15 protein-coding genes and 1 pseudogene are annotated in these 14816 nt (G+C 71.6%); 4 read left to right on the forward strand and 12 right to left on the reverse strand.

The annotated features are described in order from the left end of the window. Window positions 1-28 precede the first annotated feature (28 nt). The 3 genes from CEB94_RS05825 to CEB94_RS05835 form a co-directional block, all read right to left on the reverse strand. A complete protein-coding gene (locus CEB94_RS05825) occupies window positions 29-583 on the reverse strand; it encodes a BtrH N-terminal domain-containing protein (protein WP_246111736.1) in 555 nt (184 codons plus the stop codon). Between the two features lie 60 nt (window positions 584-643). Beyond that, complete coding sequence (locus CEB94_RS05830; protein WP_175431143.1) at window positions 644-1402, reverse strand: DNA alkylation repair protein; 759 nt, start codon at window positions 1400-1402, stop codon at window positions 644-646. Between the two features lie 125 nt (window positions 1403-1527). Continuing rightward, window positions 1528-2352, reverse strand: a complete 825-nt coding sequence (locus tag CEB94_RS05835) for an SDR family oxidoreductase (RefSeq protein WP_175431144.1) — start codon at window positions 2350-2352, stop codon at window positions 1528-1530. Window positions 2353-2434: 82 nt separating this feature from the next. On the opposite strand from CEB94_RS05835, the gene CEB94_RS05840 reads away from it, so the two are divergent. Then, the gene (locus CEB94_RS05840; protein ID WP_175431145.1) at window positions 2435-3463 is read left to right on the forward strand and encodes a helix-turn-helix transcriptional regulator; all 1029 of its coding nucleotides are present in this window, start codon (window positions 2435-2437) and stop codon (window positions 3461-3463) included. A gap of 102 nt (window positions 3464-3565) precedes the next feature. On the opposite strand, the gene CEB94_RS05845 is transcribed toward CEB94_RS05840, so the two are convergent. From CEB94_RS05845 to CEB94_RS05855, 3 genes are all read right to left on the reverse strand, one after another. Then, a complete protein-coding gene (locus CEB94_RS05845; RefSeq protein ID WP_175436907.1) occupies window positions 3566-4234 on the reverse strand; it encodes a DUF5701 family protein in 669 nt (222 codons plus the stop codon). Window positions 4235-4281: 47 nt separating this feature from the next. Then, complete coding sequence (locus CEB94_RS05850; RefSeq protein WP_175431146.1) at window positions 4282-5295, reverse strand: helix-turn-helix domain-containing protein; 1014 nt, start codon at window positions 5293-5295, stop codon at window positions 4282-4284. A gap of 114 nt (window positions 5296-5409) precedes the next feature. Continuing rightward, window positions 5410-6246, reverse strand: coding sequence for an alpha/beta fold hydrolase (locus CEB94_RS05855; protein WP_175431147.1), 837 nt, complete (start codon window positions 6244-6246; stop codon window positions 5410-5412). A 181-nt stretch (window positions 6247-6427) separates the two neighbouring features. Between CEB94_RS05855 and CEB94_RS05860 the strand changes: the two genes are divergently transcribed. Continuing rightward, window positions 6428-7366: an aminoglycoside phosphotransferase family protein gene (locus CEB94_RS05860; RefSeq protein WP_246111737.1), complete on the forward strand. Its 939-nt coding sequence runs from the start codon at window positions 6428-6430 to the stop codon at window positions 7364-7366. Between the two features lie 24 nt (window positions 7367-7390). Here CEB94_RS05860 and CEB94_RS05865 read toward each other — a convergent pair whose 3' ends face one another. Next, window positions 7391-7843 carry an Lrp/AsnC family transcriptional regulator gene (locus CEB94_RS05865; RefSeq protein ID WP_175431149.1) on the reverse strand — a complete coding sequence of 151 codons (453 nt, stop codon included), beginning with the start codon at window positions 7841-7843 and terminating at the stop codon, window positions 7391-7393. Window positions 7844-7954: 111 nt separating this feature from the next. On the opposite strand from CEB94_RS05865, the gene CEB94_RS05870 reads away from it, so the two are divergent. Beyond that, on the forward strand, window positions 7955-8581 hold the full coding sequence (locus tag CEB94_RS05870) for a LysE family translocator (RefSeq protein WP_175431150.1): 627 nt from the start codon (window positions 7955-7957) through the stop codon (window positions 8579-8581). Window positions 8582-8824: 243 nt separating this feature from the next. Here the strand turns inward: CEB94_RS05870 and CEB94_RS05875 are convergent, their stop codons facing one another. The 5 genes and pseudogenes from CEB94_RS05875 to CEB94_RS05895 all read right to left on the reverse strand — a co-directional run. Next, on the reverse strand, window positions 8825-9427 hold the full coding sequence (locus CEB94_RS05875; protein WP_175431151.1) for a sarcosine oxidase subunit gamma: 603 nt from the start codon (window positions 9425-9427) through the stop codon (window positions 8825-8827). After that, window positions 9420-12260, reverse strand: a complete 2841-nt coding sequence (locus CEB94_RS05880; protein ID WP_175431152.1) for a sarcosine oxidase subunit alpha family protein — start codon at window positions 12258-12260, stop codon at window positions 9420-9422. Before CEB94_RS05880 ends, CEB94_RS05875 begins: the two co-directional genes overlap by 8 nt. Beyond that, window positions 12257-12538, reverse strand: a complete 282-nt coding sequence (locus CEB94_RS05885; RefSeq protein WP_175431153.1) for a sarcosine oxidase subunit delta — start codon at window positions 12536-12538, stop codon at window positions 12257-12259. Before CEB94_RS05885 ends, CEB94_RS05880 begins: the two co-directional genes overlap by 4 nt. Window positions 12539-12551: 13 nt before the next feature. Further along, entirely contained in the window at window positions 12552-13772 is a 1221-nt protein-coding gene (locus tag CEB94_RS05890; protein ID WP_175431154.1) for a sarcosine oxidase subunit beta family protein, read from the reverse strand. A gap of 23 nt (window positions 13773-13795) precedes the next feature. After that, window positions 13796-14005 (reverse strand): annotated as a pseudogene (locus tag CEB94_RS05895) (serine hydroxymethyltransferase); the annotation flags it as partial. Window positions 14006-14102: 97 nt separating this feature from the next. Between CEB94_RS05895 and CEB94_RS05900 the strand changes: the two are divergent. Beyond that, entirely contained in the window at window positions 14103-14798 is a 696-nt protein-coding gene (locus tag CEB94_RS05900; RefSeq protein ID WP_175431155.1) for a GntR family transcriptional regulator, read from the forward strand. The last annotated feature ends 18 nt before the right edge of the window (window positions 14799-14816 follow it).

Raw genomic sequence — 14816 nt, forward strand, 5'->3', positions numbered from 1 at the left:
GTTCAGGCAAGGTCCAGGAGTCTGCGCATCAGGCGGTGCTCCTCCTCCACGAGTTCATGCACCAGTTCCGAGGCGTGCTCGATGGGGGCTCGGTCCTTGGTGGTTCCCGCCTCGCGGAGGAGTCCTGCCACCTCGGTCCATTTCCAAGCCCCAGCGGCCTGGTCTCGACGAGGGCGAACCTGTCGTCCTCGTAGCCGACGCAGGCGACGTAGTGGGCCGCGAACCTGTACTCGTCCGTGGAGTAGTCGAGGTGGTGGCGGTCGAGCTTGAGGCCGACGACCGTCCCCGAGTCGAGCTCCTGGAGCAGCTGTTCGCGGGCCCACTTGTCCGAGGAGGTCTCCCTGACGGTCAGCCGCAGACCCAGCGATGCGGTGATATTGGCGGTCAGCCGGTCCGGTTTTATCCGGCCCCCGAGGAACGGGGCCGGCATCTGCTTCGTACGCCAGTAGGTGAAGGACAAACCGCTACCGAGGCCGAAGACGAGCGGCTCCGACAAGTCGATCTCGCGCTGTCGAAGAAGGTTGACCAGGGATGTCGATTCGCAGTGATGACCGACATACGGTTGCGCGTCGATGAGTAACACTCTTCACTTCTCCCTCCGTGCACGCTGATGAATCAGCCGGACTCCGAAGCCCTGCCGAATTCACCGATCCGGCCCCTGGCCGAGCGCCATGAGGGAAGTCCGAGTTTCCGGGTCCATCTTCTCGATCGCGTACCGGAACGTGTCGCGGGCCATTTCCGTGTGCCACGTGCGCAGGAACGCGGCCACCTCGTCCTGATGGATCTCGGCGGTGACCTTGAGCAGCCAGCCGCAGCCCTTCTGCACATACACGTCCTTGTCGTGCATGAGCCGGGCGCAGTTGTCGAAGACGTGCGACAGGGGCAGTTCGAACACCGTCCGCCCCACCTCGCGCCGGACGAACTTCACGACGGCCACGTTCGCGGCGCGCCTCGCCCAGGGCGACCGGGATGCGACCCAGCGTCGCGTCCGCGGGATCTGGTCGAGGTGGCCGCGGAAGAACGGGTACAGCAGTTTCAGGCACAGGTCGTCGCACTGCGCCCAGTTGGAGACATGGGTTTCGAGCCAGTGCTCACAGCGGTCGAGGAGTTCGCTGCCCAGCCCGGCCCTGGCCACCTTGTGCAGGAGCGCGAAACCCAGCAGGACCTCTTCGTGGTACGAGGCGCGTGACAGCACCTCTTCCGTCAGGGCCAGCCGGGTCGCCGCGGGAAGGTCCGGCCGCGCACGGAAGCAGCCGTTCGCGAGCTCGACGACGGAGGCGTTGCGCACGCCGAGCGCGCGAATCTCCTGCGGGAAGTACCGCTGCATTCTGACCGCGAAGTCCGCGTCGGCCTGCGCCACGAGGGCCGCCAGAAGTTCCCCGGCGGCCGCTTTCACCTCCATGACCTCGATCCCACCGTTCTGGCCGCCGAGACCCCACCAGGAGTTCGGACGAAGTCGATCCGAAGGCCAAGATTCGCGTAGATCCGGGCCGGGTTCAAGTACCGTTCGGCGAACCTGACTCCTGCTCAGCCGCCGAAAGCGGCCGCGTTCTCCCGCACCCACTGAGCGAAGGTCCGGGCCGGCTTGCCCGTGACCTTCTCCACTGTCGGCAGCACGGTGTAACCGGCCTCCGGCGGGTTGGTTCGCATCATGACGAAGAACTCGATGTCCTCGTCCGAGTAGCCCTGCCGCCGCCACTGATCGACGATCTCGTCCTGGGACAACTCGACGTGGCGCACCTCCCGGCCGAGGACCTCGGCGATGACGCGCACCTTGTCCTGCGGTGTCAGCGCCTCGGGGCCGGTGAGCCAGTACTCCTGGCCCGCGTGGCCGTCCGAGGTCAGGGCGACGGCGGCGACCGCGGCGATGTCCGCCTCGTGCACCATGGCGCTCCTGGCATCGGCGAACGCCTCGCGGACCACGCCCTCGGAGGTGACCGACTCGGCCCATTCCAGCGCGTTGGACATGAACTCCACCGGCGAGAGGTGCGTCCACTCCAGGCCGCCTGCCTCGACCGCCTCCTCCAGGGGGCTTTTCTCCACATCGCCCTTGAGGACCGTCACCCGCCGCACGCCGGCCCTGCGCGCCAGTTCGACGATCTCCGCACCGTTGGTCAGCGGGGAGAAGTCCTCGCCGTCGAAGCTGATCAGGTGCGCGGCGGTCACACCGTCGAAGGCCCGGGCCAGGCCGGCGGTGTCCGCCAGGTTCCCGGCGACGGCCTGCGCGCCGGCGGGGAGGCCGGCCTTCTGCGGGTTGCGGGTGAGCGCGCGCACCTGGTGGCCCGAGGCGAGCAGCTGCTCGACGAGGGGACGTCCGACGTTGCCCGTGGCACCGGTTACGAGAATGGTCATGGGGGATCTCCTTCCGTGGTGCGGGCGACGTTAGGAGCATTCGCGGTCACCTCTTGACCGCCATCGATGCGAAACTCGCGCCATGTTGGAAACCTCGGCGCGGCTCCTGCGTCTGCTCGGACTGCTGCAGACACAACGCGACTGGCCGGGGCGGGAATTGTCGCGCCGGCTGGGCGTCAGCGCGCGGACCGTCCGGCGCGACGTGGACAAGCTGCGTGCGCTGGGCTACCCGATCAACGCCACCGGCGGTGTGGGCGGGGGCTACCGGTTGGGGGCCGGTGCGTCGCTGCCGCCCCTGCTGCTCGACGACGAGGAGGCGGTGGCCGTGGCGGTGGGGCTGCGGACGGCGGCCTCGGGCGCGGTCACGGGCATGGCGGAGACGTCCGTCAGGGCGCTGGCGAAGCTCGACCGGATGCTGCCGTCCCGGCTGCGCCATCAGATCAGCACACTCGGCGCCGCCATGGTCGCCCTGCCCGCGCCGGGCCGCACGATCGACGCCTCGGCACTGAGCGCGATCGCCTCGGCCGTGCGTGACCGCGAACGGCTCCGGTTCGACTACGTCTCCTACGACGGGGAGCGCACGGTACGCGACGTGGAGCCGTACCGGCTCGTCCACGACGCGCGGCGCTGGTATCTCTTCGCGTGGGACACCCGGCGGTCGGACTGGCGCAGGTTCCGGGTCGACCGGCTGGAGCTCAGGGTGCCGACCGGGCCCCGCTTCAGCCCGCGGCCGCTGCCGGCGGAGGACCTGGTGAGCTACCTGTCGACGGGGCGCACCACCGCCCGGTACCGCTACCGGGCCGTGCTGACGATGCGCGGCTCGGCGACGGAGGTGGCCGACGAGGTGCCGACCACGCTGGGCACGGTGGAACCCGTCGACGACGAGTCGTGCCTGCTGCGCATCGGATCGGACAGCCTGGACCATCTGGCGGTGTGGGTGGCCGCGTTCGGGTTCGACTTCGTCGTGCACGAGCCGGACGAGCTGGTGGAGCGCCTGCGGACGCTCACCGGCCGGCTGCACCGGGCGGCCTGGCCGGAGAGCGACGCGTGGGCCAGGAGCGTCCGCGACCCGGCGGCCCGTACGGGACCGCCGCGAAGAGCGCGACGGTGACGAACCGCATGCGCCCGGAGGCGACACGGGCCGCCGGACGTGTCATCGCGCGGTGTCCGGCGCCGCTCACCCGGTTCGCGCAGGGACGGGCAGGGACGGGCCTCAGCCTCTGCGGCCCGTCGCGGAGGCGAAGCCCAGCCAGGTGTGCCGGTTGTTCCACCAGCACCAGCCGACCTTGGGGGCGTTGCGGCGCTCCCGGCCGTCCCGGCCGGTGCCGTTGCTGATCCAGATCGCCGGGGTGCGGGCGTCCAGGGTGCCGTTGGGCTTGCGCAGCCGGGAACCGATGGTCATGAAGCAGAGGTTGCGCTCCAGGGCCTCGGGCTGCTGGAGCACCCAGTGGACGCCCTCGGTGAGCACCAGCGGGGTGCGGTCCTCCTTGGTGAGGGCGGGCAGCGCCTCGTCCGGCGACCAGTTGGCCATGTGGTCGCCGCGGTCGATGCCGGTGACGACGTAGAGCGGGGCGTCGGGCAGTTCGAGGGCGCAGGGGGTGAACTCGTCGACGTCGGGCATGTCGACGACGACGAAGCCCGGCTTGCCGTCGCGTCGGAGCAGTGGCGCGAGGGCGGAGGCGGGGGCCCGGTCCGGGTGCACGGCCAGCAGGCCACCGTGGCCATCGGCCCCGGCTTCGGCCTCCGCGGCGAACGCGCGGATCTCGTCGGCGGACAGCCCGGCGATCTCGTGCACCCCCAGCTCGATCAGCCGCTCGGCCTGCGCGCTCAGGGCCGGGAGTGCGGGGAGGACGGTGGACGGGTCGGGCGTGGTGTCGGGCACGATGCTCCCTGGGTCGGCGACGTGGACGAACTCGGACGTGGGCGAACTCATGGGCAACGAGCCGGTCCGCCGGGACGTTCCCGCTCTGCCGCGCCCGTCGTCGCTGCCCCGGACAGGCTGTGGATCCGCCACTCGCGGGGCGTCATCCCGTAGGCCGCCCGGAAGGCCCGGCTGAAGTGGCTGGGGCTCGTGAATCCCCAGCGCCGGGCGACGGCCGCGATCCCGTGCTCCAGGGCCGGGGCGCGCTGCAGATCGCGGCGGCACCGCTCCAGCCGCTGCGTGCGGATCCACTCCCCGACCGTCACGCCCTCCGGCTGGAACAGCTTGTGCAGGTAGCGGACCGAGACGAAGTGCGCGGCGGCGATGCCGGCCGGTGCCAGGCCGGGGTCGGCGAGGTGGCGCAGGATGTGGTCCTTGACGCGCACGAGGGTGGCCGCGGCGGTCTCCGGGGCCTGGGGGACGAAGCGGCCGCGCCGTTCGTTGATCAGCAGCGCCAGCAGGTCGAGCGCCGTGTCGGCGAACTGGCGGCCGGCGAAGGCGTCGAGATGCGCCGCTTCCCGGGCCAGGCGAGCGAAGTAGGTCGCCACCAGGGCGGCGCCGCCCTCCCGGCCGGAGAACGCCGTGGCGGTGAGCGCCCGCAGGTCCTCGTCGCGCACCCGGAGATCCTCGCGGGGGAAGTGGAAGGAGGTGAAGCAGAACGCGCCCTCCACCTTCTTCCTGAAGAGCCGGGAGGAGTCGGAGAGGGAGAAGTCGCCCGGCCCGATGCGGGTCTCTCTCCCGTCCTGCTCCTTGAGGGCGCTGCCCCGCCGCTGCAGGGTGAGGATGAGGAACTCCTTCCCGTCCTGAGCGATCAGCCGCCTGCTGCGCGTCACGACCTGCGGGCCCGCCTGGACCTGCGAGACCCGTAAGGAACCCAGCCGGTCGCTGACGATGCGGCCGGGCGACGGATCGTCCTCCAGGAGTCGCACATCGAGCGGGATGAAGGTGTGGGACACCGCGTGGTGCCAGCGCTCCCCGCGTTCGGCCGCCGGCAGTGACGCGGTGGAAAGGACGACGGGCATCTGGATTCCCCCCTGGGCATCAGCGAGGCCGGCAGCTGGGATCCGCTGCCGGCCTTGACGATGTCACCATGCCGCCCCGGGGCGGTCCAGGAAGAATCGGAGGAAGAAACCGATTCACTTCGCCAGGAAGGCGAGCAGCGCCGAGTTGACCTCCTCGGCGTGAGTCCACAGCAGACCGTGCGGGGCGCCCTCGATCTCCACGTAGTCCGCGGCCGGAAGGGCCTTGTGGAACTGCCGCGCCGTCCCCTCCACGGGCAGGATGCGGTCGCCCGTGCCGTGCAGGATCAGGGCCGGCACGTCGATCGCCGGGATGTCGGCGCGGAAGTCGGTGTACCAGGTCGCGGGCGCGGCGGACGCGGCGAAGAAGCCGCCGCGCGCGGCGACGTGCCAGCTGTTGCGGACGGCCTCCTCGCTGATCCGGCTGCCGAGGTTCTCGTCGAGGTTGTAGAAGTCGTTGTAGAAGTCCGTGTAGTAGGCGTAGCGGTCGGCCTTCACCGCCGCGACGACCCCGTCGAAGAACTCCTTCGGGGCGACCCCGTCCGGGTTGTCGTCGGACTTGAGCAGGCAGGGCTCCAGGGAGGCGAGGAAGGCGACTTTGGCGACCCTGGCCGAGCCGTACCGGGAGACGTACCGGGCGACCTCGCCGGTGCCCATCGAGAACCCGACAAGTACGGCGTCCCGCAGGTCGAGGGTCTCCATCACGGTGTTCAGGTCGGCCGCGAAGGTGTCGTAGTCGTAGCCCGTCGTCGGCTGGGCGGACTGCCCGAAACCGCGCCGGTCGTAGGTGATCACTCGGTATCCGGCGTCGAGCAGCACCGCGCTCTGCCGCTCCCAGGAGTGCCCGTCGAGGGGGAAGCCGTGGATGAGGACGACCGGCTGCCCGGATCCGTGGTCCTCGTAGTACAGGTCGATGGCGGTGGAGTTCTCCTGGCCCACGGTGATGTACGGCATGTGCTGCTTCCTCGTTTCCGAGCGGCTGATGCAAGGGACCCCACCACGCTAGGACGGACACGGCCGGGCCGATTGCCGTACAGCGCACCGGCGTTGACCCGTAGCGCACAAGCGGCCGGTGATCCTTGAACCGGTGCGCCCCTGCGCCCGGCGTGACACCATCGGCAGCATGGAAGGGTTCATGACACCTGATCAGATGTCCGCCCGCACCTCCCGTGCCCTCGCCGCGGCCGTCGCCGCGGGGCGTGATCTGGGGCTCGACGTGGCGGACGCGAAGGTCATCTACGACGTGTTCTCCGTCGTGGTGCACCTGGCTCCGTCACCCGTGGTGGTCAGGGTGCCGACCGTCCTGCCGTCGTACGCCGACGCCGACTCCCAGGCCGCCCGGCAGCGGCAGGAGCTGGACGTGGTGGGGTGGCTCGCCGACCAGGGGCACCCGGTGATCCCGCCGAGCCCGCTCGTGCCGCGTGAGCCCGTGCGGCGGGACGGGTTCTCGATGACGTTCTGGCAGTTCGTCGAGCTGGACCAGAGCACCGAGCCCGACTTCGTGCACCACGCCGGCCTGGTCGCCGACCTGCACACCGCGCTGCGCTCCTACCCGGGTGAGCTGCCGTTCCTCTCGGCGGCCGAACCGCGGTTCGTCACCGAGGGGCTTGCCGCGCTCGAAGCGCGCCCCGATCTCCTGGCCCCGGCCCATCTCGACCGGGCGCGGCGCGAGTGGGAGGTGCTGGAGCCGGTCGTCGGCTCACGCGCGGGGTTCGAGGCGGTGTTCCCCGGCATCGGGTTCCAGCCGATCCACGGGGACGCCCCGGCGGCCAACATCGTCTCCGGTCCGGACGGCGTGCTGTACTCCGACTTCGAACTGACCACGCTCGGACCGGTCGAGTGGGACGTGGCGGCCCTCGGACCCGAGTGCGAGGCCGCGTACGACGCGGCGGCCGGGCGCCTGGGTCTGCGGCAGCTGGACCAGGACGTGCTGCGGGTCATCAACGCGGTGGGCATGTCCCGCGCGGTGGCGTGCCTCGCGCTCGCGCCGCAGTTGCCGCTGCTGGTCGACGCCCTCAAGCCGGCCGTCGAGCACTGGCGGTCGATGCCGTTCGCCGGGGGGCTGGGCGGCTGAGCCGGCTGCCCGCGTCGGGGCCGCTCACTCGGGCAGCGGGCGGTCGTCGACGATGTGCTTCATGACGAGTGTGGAGTTGAGGCGCTGCACGCCGGGGAGCCGGGCCAGCCGCTGGTCGTAGAGCTGCTGGAAGGCGGCCAGGTCGGTGGTGGCGACGCGCAGGAGGTAGTCGGGGTCGCCGAACAGGCGCTGGGCCTGGAGCACGTGCGGGACGGCGGCCACCGCCTCTTCGAACGCGGAGACCGTGTCGGCGTCCTCCCAGCGCAGGGTGACGAAGACCAGGGCCTCGAAGTTCAGGCCCACGGCGGCCGGGTCCACCACCGCGCGATACCCGCGGATCGCACCCTCGCGTTCGAGATCGCGCAGCCTGCGGTGGCAGGGCGAGACGCTCAGTTTCACGCGCGCGGCCAGTTCGGTGACCGTGAGACGGCCGTCCAGCTGCAGCTCGGTAAGAATTTTCCGGTCCAGGGCATCCATGGAGAAGATTCTGCCCCAGATTCCGCGATCAAGGAGTAAAGAAGGGAACACCTTCGGGCTGATCCGACCTAGCCTTCCTCTCGCACCACGGCACGTGAGAGGGAACGATCGATGGACACGACCACGCTGGCGGCCTTCCTGGCGGTGGATCTGCTGCTGATATTCACCCCCGGCGCGGACTGGGCCTACGCCATCACGGCGGGCCTGCGGGACCGGTCGGTCGTGCCGGCGGTCGCCGGGCTGATCGCCGGATACGCGGGGTACACGCTGCTCGCCGTGGCGGGACTGGTGGTGATCGTGGCGAGCTCGGGGACGCTGCTCACCGCGCTGACCGTGGCGGGGTCCGGCTACCTGGTGTGGCTCGGCTGGGGCGTGCTCCGGCAGCCGGCCGCCTTGACGGCCTCCGAGGAGGAAGTGGCCTGCGAGGGCTCCACCCGGCTGCGGGTCATGCTCAGGGGAATCGGGACCAGCGGACTGAACCCCAAGGCCCTGCTGCTCTACTTCTCCCTGTTCCCGCAGTTCATCGACCCCGCGGGTGCCTGGCCGGTCGCCGGCCAGACCGGCCTGCTCGGCTCGCTGCACATGACCGCGTGTGCCGTCGTCTACCTCACCGTGGCAGTCCTGGCCCGCACGGTCCTGGGGACCAGGCCTGCCGCGGCCAGGGCGGTGACCCGTGTCTCCGGGGCGATGATGATCGCCATCGGCGGGTTCCTGCTGGTGGAACGCCTGGCAGGCTGACGGACCAGGACTCAAGCCGTATCACCGTGCGCCGGCCCCGGACGAGCACCCGGCCCTCGCCGTGCCGGCGCACCGCCCGCGCCAGGGCCGCCGACTCCGCGTCGCGGCCGACGGCTCGCACGCGACGAGTGCCGGGCCGAATCCTGGACAGCGCGAAGCAGAAGGAAACAGGAACCGCGACACGGCGGCGACGATGCCGGGCGACTCGGGCAGCCGGGGGTGAGAACTACTCGGCCGGTTCCGTCACGGCACCTCCGGTCGGCTGAACTCGCTCATCGCGTCGATGATCCAGCGCCCCAGGTAATCGGCGAACGAGGAGCGCGGCAGCAGGCGGTACGTCGGCGCGTCGTCGACCTGCCAGAGCAGTACGGCGACGGGCCCGACCGTGGTCGACACCGCCCGGCCCGGACCGAAGGCCCGGGGATGCAGGTCCAGCGGGCAGCCCTTCTCCAGCACCTGCCGGGCGGACGGGCCGCTCAGCTCCAGCGTGGTGCGGTTCGCGGAGACGTCCACGACCGACCCCGGGTCCGGCCCCAGTGCCTCCCGCAGCGCGGCGGCCTGGTCGGACCGGGAGAGCACGAGCCACTCGTCGGGCCCCAGCCAGAGGACCGTGCGGGGGCCGGACGCGGTGGTGTCACCGCACCGGCGCGGGAGCGGCGCCCCGAGGGCCGCCTCGACCCGGCCGGCCGCCTCGGAGGCGGGGTCGACGCGCACGTTCACCATGGTGAGGAACGGCAACTCCCTCAGCGTGACGCCCCGGGCGCCGGTGACGGCGGCGGCACGCATCCGGTCCGCCATGTGGGCCAGGGGACTTCGGCGCAGCGTCGCGGGTCCTGTCTCAGCCATCTCGCTTGGTCCCTTCCGGGTCGTAGAGGACGCAGTCGGTCACTTCGACGGGGACGAGGTCCTCGCCCACCGGGGCGAGCAGGGTCTCGCCGATCCTGGCCCGCCCGCCGGCGACCAGGGCGAGGGCGAAGGGGCGGCCGAGCGCCGGGCTGTGGTAGCTGGAGGTGACGTGGCCGAGCATCGGCACCGGCACCGCCTCCAATGCGGCGTCGGGGGCGAGGAGTTGGGTGCCCTCGGGCAGCCGGGTCGTACGGTCGTGCGGCAGCAGGCCGACCAGGTGCTTGCGGTCGGCGCGGGCGGTGTCGGCGCGGGAGAAGGACCGTTTGCCGATGAAGTCCTTCTGCTTCGACACCACCCAGGACATGCCCGCGTCCTGCGGGGTGACGGTGCCGTCGGTGTCCTGCCCGACGATGATGTAGCCCTTCTCGGCGCGCAGCACGTGCATGGTCTCGGTGCCGTACGGAGTGATGCCGTACGGCTGCCCGGCCTCGTGCACCTGCTCCCAGACGGCCGGGCCGTACCACCCGCAGACGTTGATCTCGTAAGCCAGTTCGCCGGAGAAGGAGATCCGGCAGACGCGGGCCGGAATGCCGGAGCCGAGGGTGGTCTCGCGGAAGGCCATGAAGGGGAACGCCTCGGCGGACAGGTCGAGGCCGGGCGCGAGCCGGGCGACGACCTCCCGGGACTTCGGGCCCACGACGGCGATCGTCGACCACTGCTCGGTCACCGAGGTGCAGTGGACGTCGAGTTCGGGCCACTCGGTCTGGAGCCACTCCTCCAGCCAGTCCAGGACGTTCGCGGCGCCACCGGTCGTGGTGGTCATGAAGTACCGGTCGTCGTCGAGGCGCAGCGTCACACCGTCGTCGAAGATCATGCCGTCGGGCTTGCACATGACGCCGTAGCGGGCCGTGCCGGGCTTCAGCTTCTTGAAGGCGTTGGTGTAGATCCGGTTGAGGAACTCGCCCGCGTCCGCGCCCCGGATCTCGATCTTGCCGAGAGTGGAGGCGTCCATGAAGGCCACCCCCTCACGGGCCGCACGGCACTCGCGGGCCACGGCGGCGTCCATGTCCTCCCCCGGCCCGGGGTAGTACCGGGGGCGCTTCCACTGCCCGACATCCTCGAACTCCGCGCCGTGCGCCACGTGCCGGCTGTGCAGGGGCGTGGTCCGCTCCGGGTCGAACAGCTCGCCGCGCTCCCGTCCGGCCAGGGCGGCGAAGGCGATCGGCGTGTACGGCGCCCGGTAGGCCGTGGTCCCGATCTCCCCCGGTGAACCGCCGAGCGCCTCGGCGATGACACCGATGGCGTTGACGCCGGACGTCTTGCCCTGGTCGTTCGCGGTGCCGAGGGAGGTGTAGCGCTTGACGTGCTCGACGCCGCGCATACCGGCGCCGGTGGACCGCCGGACGTCGGCGACGGTGACATCGCGCTGGAGGTCGACGAAGTGGCTGTCCCAGGTGCCGGGTTCGCCGTCGGGGCCGGGGACCAGCCACAGGGCGCGGGCCGGGCCGGCGGGGAGCCGCGCGCCCTCGGGCGGTACGGCGACCGGGAACCCGGCCTCCGTCGCGGCCAGCGCACCCGCCCGCGCCCCTTCGGCCCGGCAGCCGTCGAGGTCGTACGTCCCGCGCGCCGCGCCGACGACCCGCTGGTTTCGCACGGCACCGTCGGGCACGAAGGCGACCAGGTCCTCGTCCCAGCGCAGCCGGCCCTGGCGCTGGCTGTGCAGATGCACCACCGGGCTCCATCCGCCCGAGACGGCGAGCAGGTCGCAGTCGGACACCTCCTGGCCGCCGGTGAGTCGCCCGTTCTCGTCGAGCCCCTGGACGGTGACGCCGGAGAGCCGGCCTGAGCCCGCCGTGCCGACCACCGCGCTGCCCGTCAGCACCCGCACCCCGGTCGCCCCGGCGACCTCGGCGGCTCGCCGGGACAGTGCGGGCCGAGCGTCCACCACGGCGGCGACACCGATCCCCGCCGCGTGCAGATCGGCGACCGTGTCGTAGGCGCTGTCGTTGGTGGTGCTCACGACGGCCCGTGAGCCGGGAGCCACGGCGTAGCGGTTGAGGTACGTCCGCACGGCCGAGGAGAGCATCACCCCGGGCCGGTCGTTGCCCGCGAAGACCAGCGGCCGCTCGTGCGCGCCGGTCGCGAGCACCACTCGGCGGGCCCGGATGTGCCACAGCCGCTGGCGCGAGACCCCTTCGGGGGCCGCGGTTCCCAGGTGGTCGGTGCGGCGCTGGAGGGCGAGCACGTAGTTGTCGTCGTACGACCCGAAGGCCGTGGTGCGTCGCAGTACGACGACCTCGGGGGCGGAGTCGAGGGCCGCGCGGACGCCCGCGACCCACTCGGTGTCGGAGTGCAGTGAGCCGCCGGGCTCGGGCTGGTCGTCGACGAGGATCACCCGGGCGCCGGAACCGGCGGCTGCGGCGGCGGCCGCGAGTCCGGCCGGACCGGCGCCGACGACCAGGACGTCGGTGTGGACGAACTTCTTGTCGTGGACGGCGGGGTCGGGGGTGGGGTCGAGCGGGCCCATCCCGGACAATGTGGTGGCGGACAAGCCGTCGTACAGCTCCACGGTCGTCGCGGGCAGCATGCCCTCCGAGCAGGAACCGGCCAGCCGCACCAGGGCGTTGGGCTCCTCGACGCCCGCGGCGACGATGCCGCGCGGGCGGCCGCGGTAGAGCGACGGGGCCACCTCGACGAGCCCGTTCGCCAGCATCGCGGAGGCGAGGGTGTCGCCCGGGTGTCCCGTCAACTCCCGTCCGTCGACGGTGAACCGCAGCAGGGTGCCGCGGTCGACTCGGCCGCCCCGCGGCAGCCGGAAGCGCTGGTCGGTCATCGGTTCCCTCCGGGGCGCGGCTCGTCGAGCCGGTAGGTGGTCAGCACCTCGTAGGTCGCGGTGTCGCGCAGGACGTTGAACCAGCGGCGGCAGCCGGTGCCGTGCATCCAGCGTTCGGCGAAGGGGCCCTTGGGGTTGTCGCGGTAGAAGACGTACGCGGCCCACTGCTCGTCGGTGAGGTCGGCCGGGGTCTCGGGGTGCGGGACGTGGGCCTGTCCGCCGTAGTGGTACTCGGTCTCGTCCCGCGGGCCGCACCACGGGCAGGTGATCAGCAGCACGGTGGTGTCCTCCTCAGTGGGCCACGGCCGCTGCGCCGTGCTCGTCGATCAGGGCGCCCGTCGTGAAGCGTTCGAGGGCGAAGGGGGCGTTCAGCGGATGCGGTTCGCCCGTGGCGAGGGTGTGCGCGAAGGTCCAGCCGGCGGCCGGCGTGGCCTTGAAGCCGCCGGTGCCCCAGCCGCAGTTGACGTACAAGCCCTCCACCGGGGTACGGCCGATGATCGGCGAGGCGTCCGGGGTGACGTCGACGATGCCGCCCCAGGTGCGCAGCACGTGCGCGCGGGCGAAGACGGGGAACAGCTCGACGGCGGCGGCCATCTGCCGCTCGATGACGTGGAACGAGCCGCGCTGGCCGTACCCGTTGTAGGAGTCGACGCCGGCGCCCATCACCAGCTCGCCCTTGTGGGCCTGGGACACGTAGACGTGCACATGGTTCGACATGACGACCGTCGGGTGCACCGGCTCGTGCAGCTCCGAGACCAGCGCCTGCAACGGGTGCGACTGCACCGGCAGCCGCACGCCGGCCCGTTCGGCCAGCACGCTGCTGTGCCCGGCGGCCGCGAGACCGACCCGGCCGGCGTGGATGCGGCCCCGGTCGGTCTCGACGCCCACGACCCGGTCACCGTCCTTGAGGAAGCCGGTGACCTCGCAGCCCTGGATCAGGTCCACGCCCAGCTCGTCGGCGCGGCGGGCCAGCGCCCAGGCCACGTGGTCGTGCTTGGCGATGCCGGCCCTTGGCTGGAAGGTGCCGCCGAGGACGGGATAGCGGGTGCAGGGTGAGACGTTGAGGATGGGGCAGACCTCGGCCACCTGGTCCGGGGTGAGCCACTCGGCGTCGACTCCGTTGAGGCGGTTGGCGTTCACCCGGCGCATGCCCTCGCGGACGTCCTGGGGGGTGTGGGCGAGGTTGAGGACACCGCGCTGGCTGAACAGGAAGTCGTAGTCGAGTTCCTCGGGCAGCCGCTCCCACAGCTTGAGCGCGTGCTCGTAGATCGCCGCGCTCTCGTCCCGGAGGTAGTTGGAGCGGATGATCGTGGTGTTGCGGGCCATGTTGCCGCCGGCCAGCCAGCCCTTCTCCAGGACCGCCACATTGCTGATGCCGTGGTTCTCGGCGAGGTAGTAGGCGGTGGCCAGGCCGTGGCCGCCCGCGCCGACGATGACGACGTCGTACGAGGAGCGCGGCTCGGGGTCGCGCCACAGGAAGTCGGGGTGCTCGGGCAGCGGTCGGGGGGTCATGCCGGGGCTCCGTCCACGCAGAGGGCCTGGGCGCCCGAGTGCGGCTGCACGTTCGCGGCCTCGGCGCCGAACAGGTCCCTCACCCGGTTGATGGCCGGCCGCTCGACGACGTCGACGTGTTCGCAGTCACCGTAGGAGCGGCGGCCCGGGCAGCCCTCGGCCTGCTTGTCGGTGAGGACCGAGCCCTGGGCCTCCAGCACGGCGGCCGGGGCGAAGTTCTCCGAGGCGATCATCATGGGTGCACCATCCTGGGAGCAACTGATGCGCGACTGATATATCAGACTCTGCGGTACGGTATGGGAGCTCGCCGGACAGGTCAAGGGGGCATTGATGCGGCAGCTGGCGGCCGAGGGCAGGAGCGGGGATCCCCGGGGCGCGGAACCCGGCGGTGAGGAGCTGTCCCTCGCCGAGCGCGCCTACCGCGCCATCCGCGACCGGCTCGTCATGCTCGAGATCCGCCCGGGCGCGCCGATCCACGAGGAGCAGCTGGCGCAGTCCCTCGGTGTCGGTCGGACGCCGGTGCGCGAGGCGCTGAAGCGGCTCCAGTACGAGCGTCTGATCACGACCTATCCCCGGCGCGGCACCTTCGCCACCGAGGTCAACATCACCGACCTCGCCCATATCTCCGAGGTGCGCCAGGAGCTGGAACCCCTGGCCGCCGCCCAGGCCGCGCGGCGTGCCACGGCGGCGGACCGGGCGGTCCTGACGGCCCTGCGGCGGGGTCTGGAGAGCGCTGATCCCGCTCGGCAGGACGCCACCGAGCTGATGCACCTGGATCTCCAGGTCCACCGCGCGGTCTACACCGCCGCGCACAACCCGTATCTGGAGGACACCCTCGTCCGTCACGACAACCTCGCCACCCGCATCTGGTGCCTGTTCATCGACCGCCTGTCCGACATGGCGGGGCACGTCGAGGAGCACGGGCCGCTGATCGAGGCGATCGTCGCCGGTGAGCCGGAGAAGGCGGCGCGGCTCGCCCGGGGGCACGTCGAGGGGTTCGAGCAGGCGATCCGCGCGGCCATCTGAGCGTTCACGCTGGTCACC

This window comes from Streptomyces hawaiiensis (assembly GCF_004803895.1).
GTDB lineage: Bacteria > Actinomycetota > Actinomycetes > Streptomycetales > Streptomycetaceae > Streptomyces > Streptomyces hawaiiensis.

Excerpts from the sequence above, each read along its gene's own strand:
- CEB94_RS05880 (WP_175431152.1), bottom strand. The coding sequence starts at position 12,260 with ATGACCGACCAGCGCTTCCGGCTGCCGCGGGGCGGCCGAGTCGACCGC.
- CEB94_RS05870 (WP_175431150.1), top strand. The coding sequence starts at position 7,955 with ATGGACACGACCACGCTGGCGGCCTTCCTGGCGGTGGATCTGCTGCTG.
- CEB94_RS05860 (WP_246111737.1), top strand. The coding sequence starts at position 6,428 with ATGACACCTGATCAGATGTCCGCCCGCACCTCCCGTGCCCTCGCCGCG.
- CEB94_RS05855 (WP_175431147.1), bottom strand. The coding sequence starts at position 6,246 with ATGCCGTACATCACCGTGGGCCAGGAGAACTCCACCGCCATCGACCTG.
- CEB94_RS05830 (WP_175431143.1), bottom strand. The coding sequence starts at position 1,402 with ATGGAGGTGAAAGCGGCCGCCGGGGAACTTCTGGCGGCCCTCGTGGCG.
- CEB94_RS05835 (WP_175431144.1), bottom strand. The coding sequence starts at position 2,352 with ATGACCATTCTCGTAACCGGTGCCACGGGCAACGTCGGACGTCCCCTC.
- CEB94_RS05890 (WP_175431154.1), bottom strand. The coding sequence starts at position 13,772 with ATGACCCCCCGACCGCTGCCCGAGCACCCCGACTTCCTGTGGCGCGAC.
- CEB94_RS05875 (WP_175431151.1), bottom strand. The coding sequence starts at position 9,427 with ATGGCTGAGACAGGACCCGCGACGCTGCGCCGAAGTCCCCTGGCCCAC.
- CEB94_RS05900 (WP_175431155.1), top strand. The coding sequence starts at position 14,103 with ATGCGGCAGCTGGCGGCCGAGGGCAGGAGCGGGGATCCCCGGGGCGCG.
- CEB94_RS05850 (WP_175431146.1), bottom strand. The coding sequence starts at position 5,295 with ATGCCCGTCGTCCTTTCCACCGCGTCACTGCCGGCGGCCGAACGCGGG.
- CEB94_RS05840 (WP_175431145.1), top strand. The coding sequence starts at position 2,435 with ATGTTGGAAACCTCGGCGCGGCTCCTGCGTCTGCTCGGACTGCTGCAG.
- CEB94_RS05865 (WP_175431149.1), bottom strand. The coding sequence starts at position 7,843 with ATGGATGCCCTGGACCGGAAAATTCTTACCGAGCTGCAGCTGGACGGC.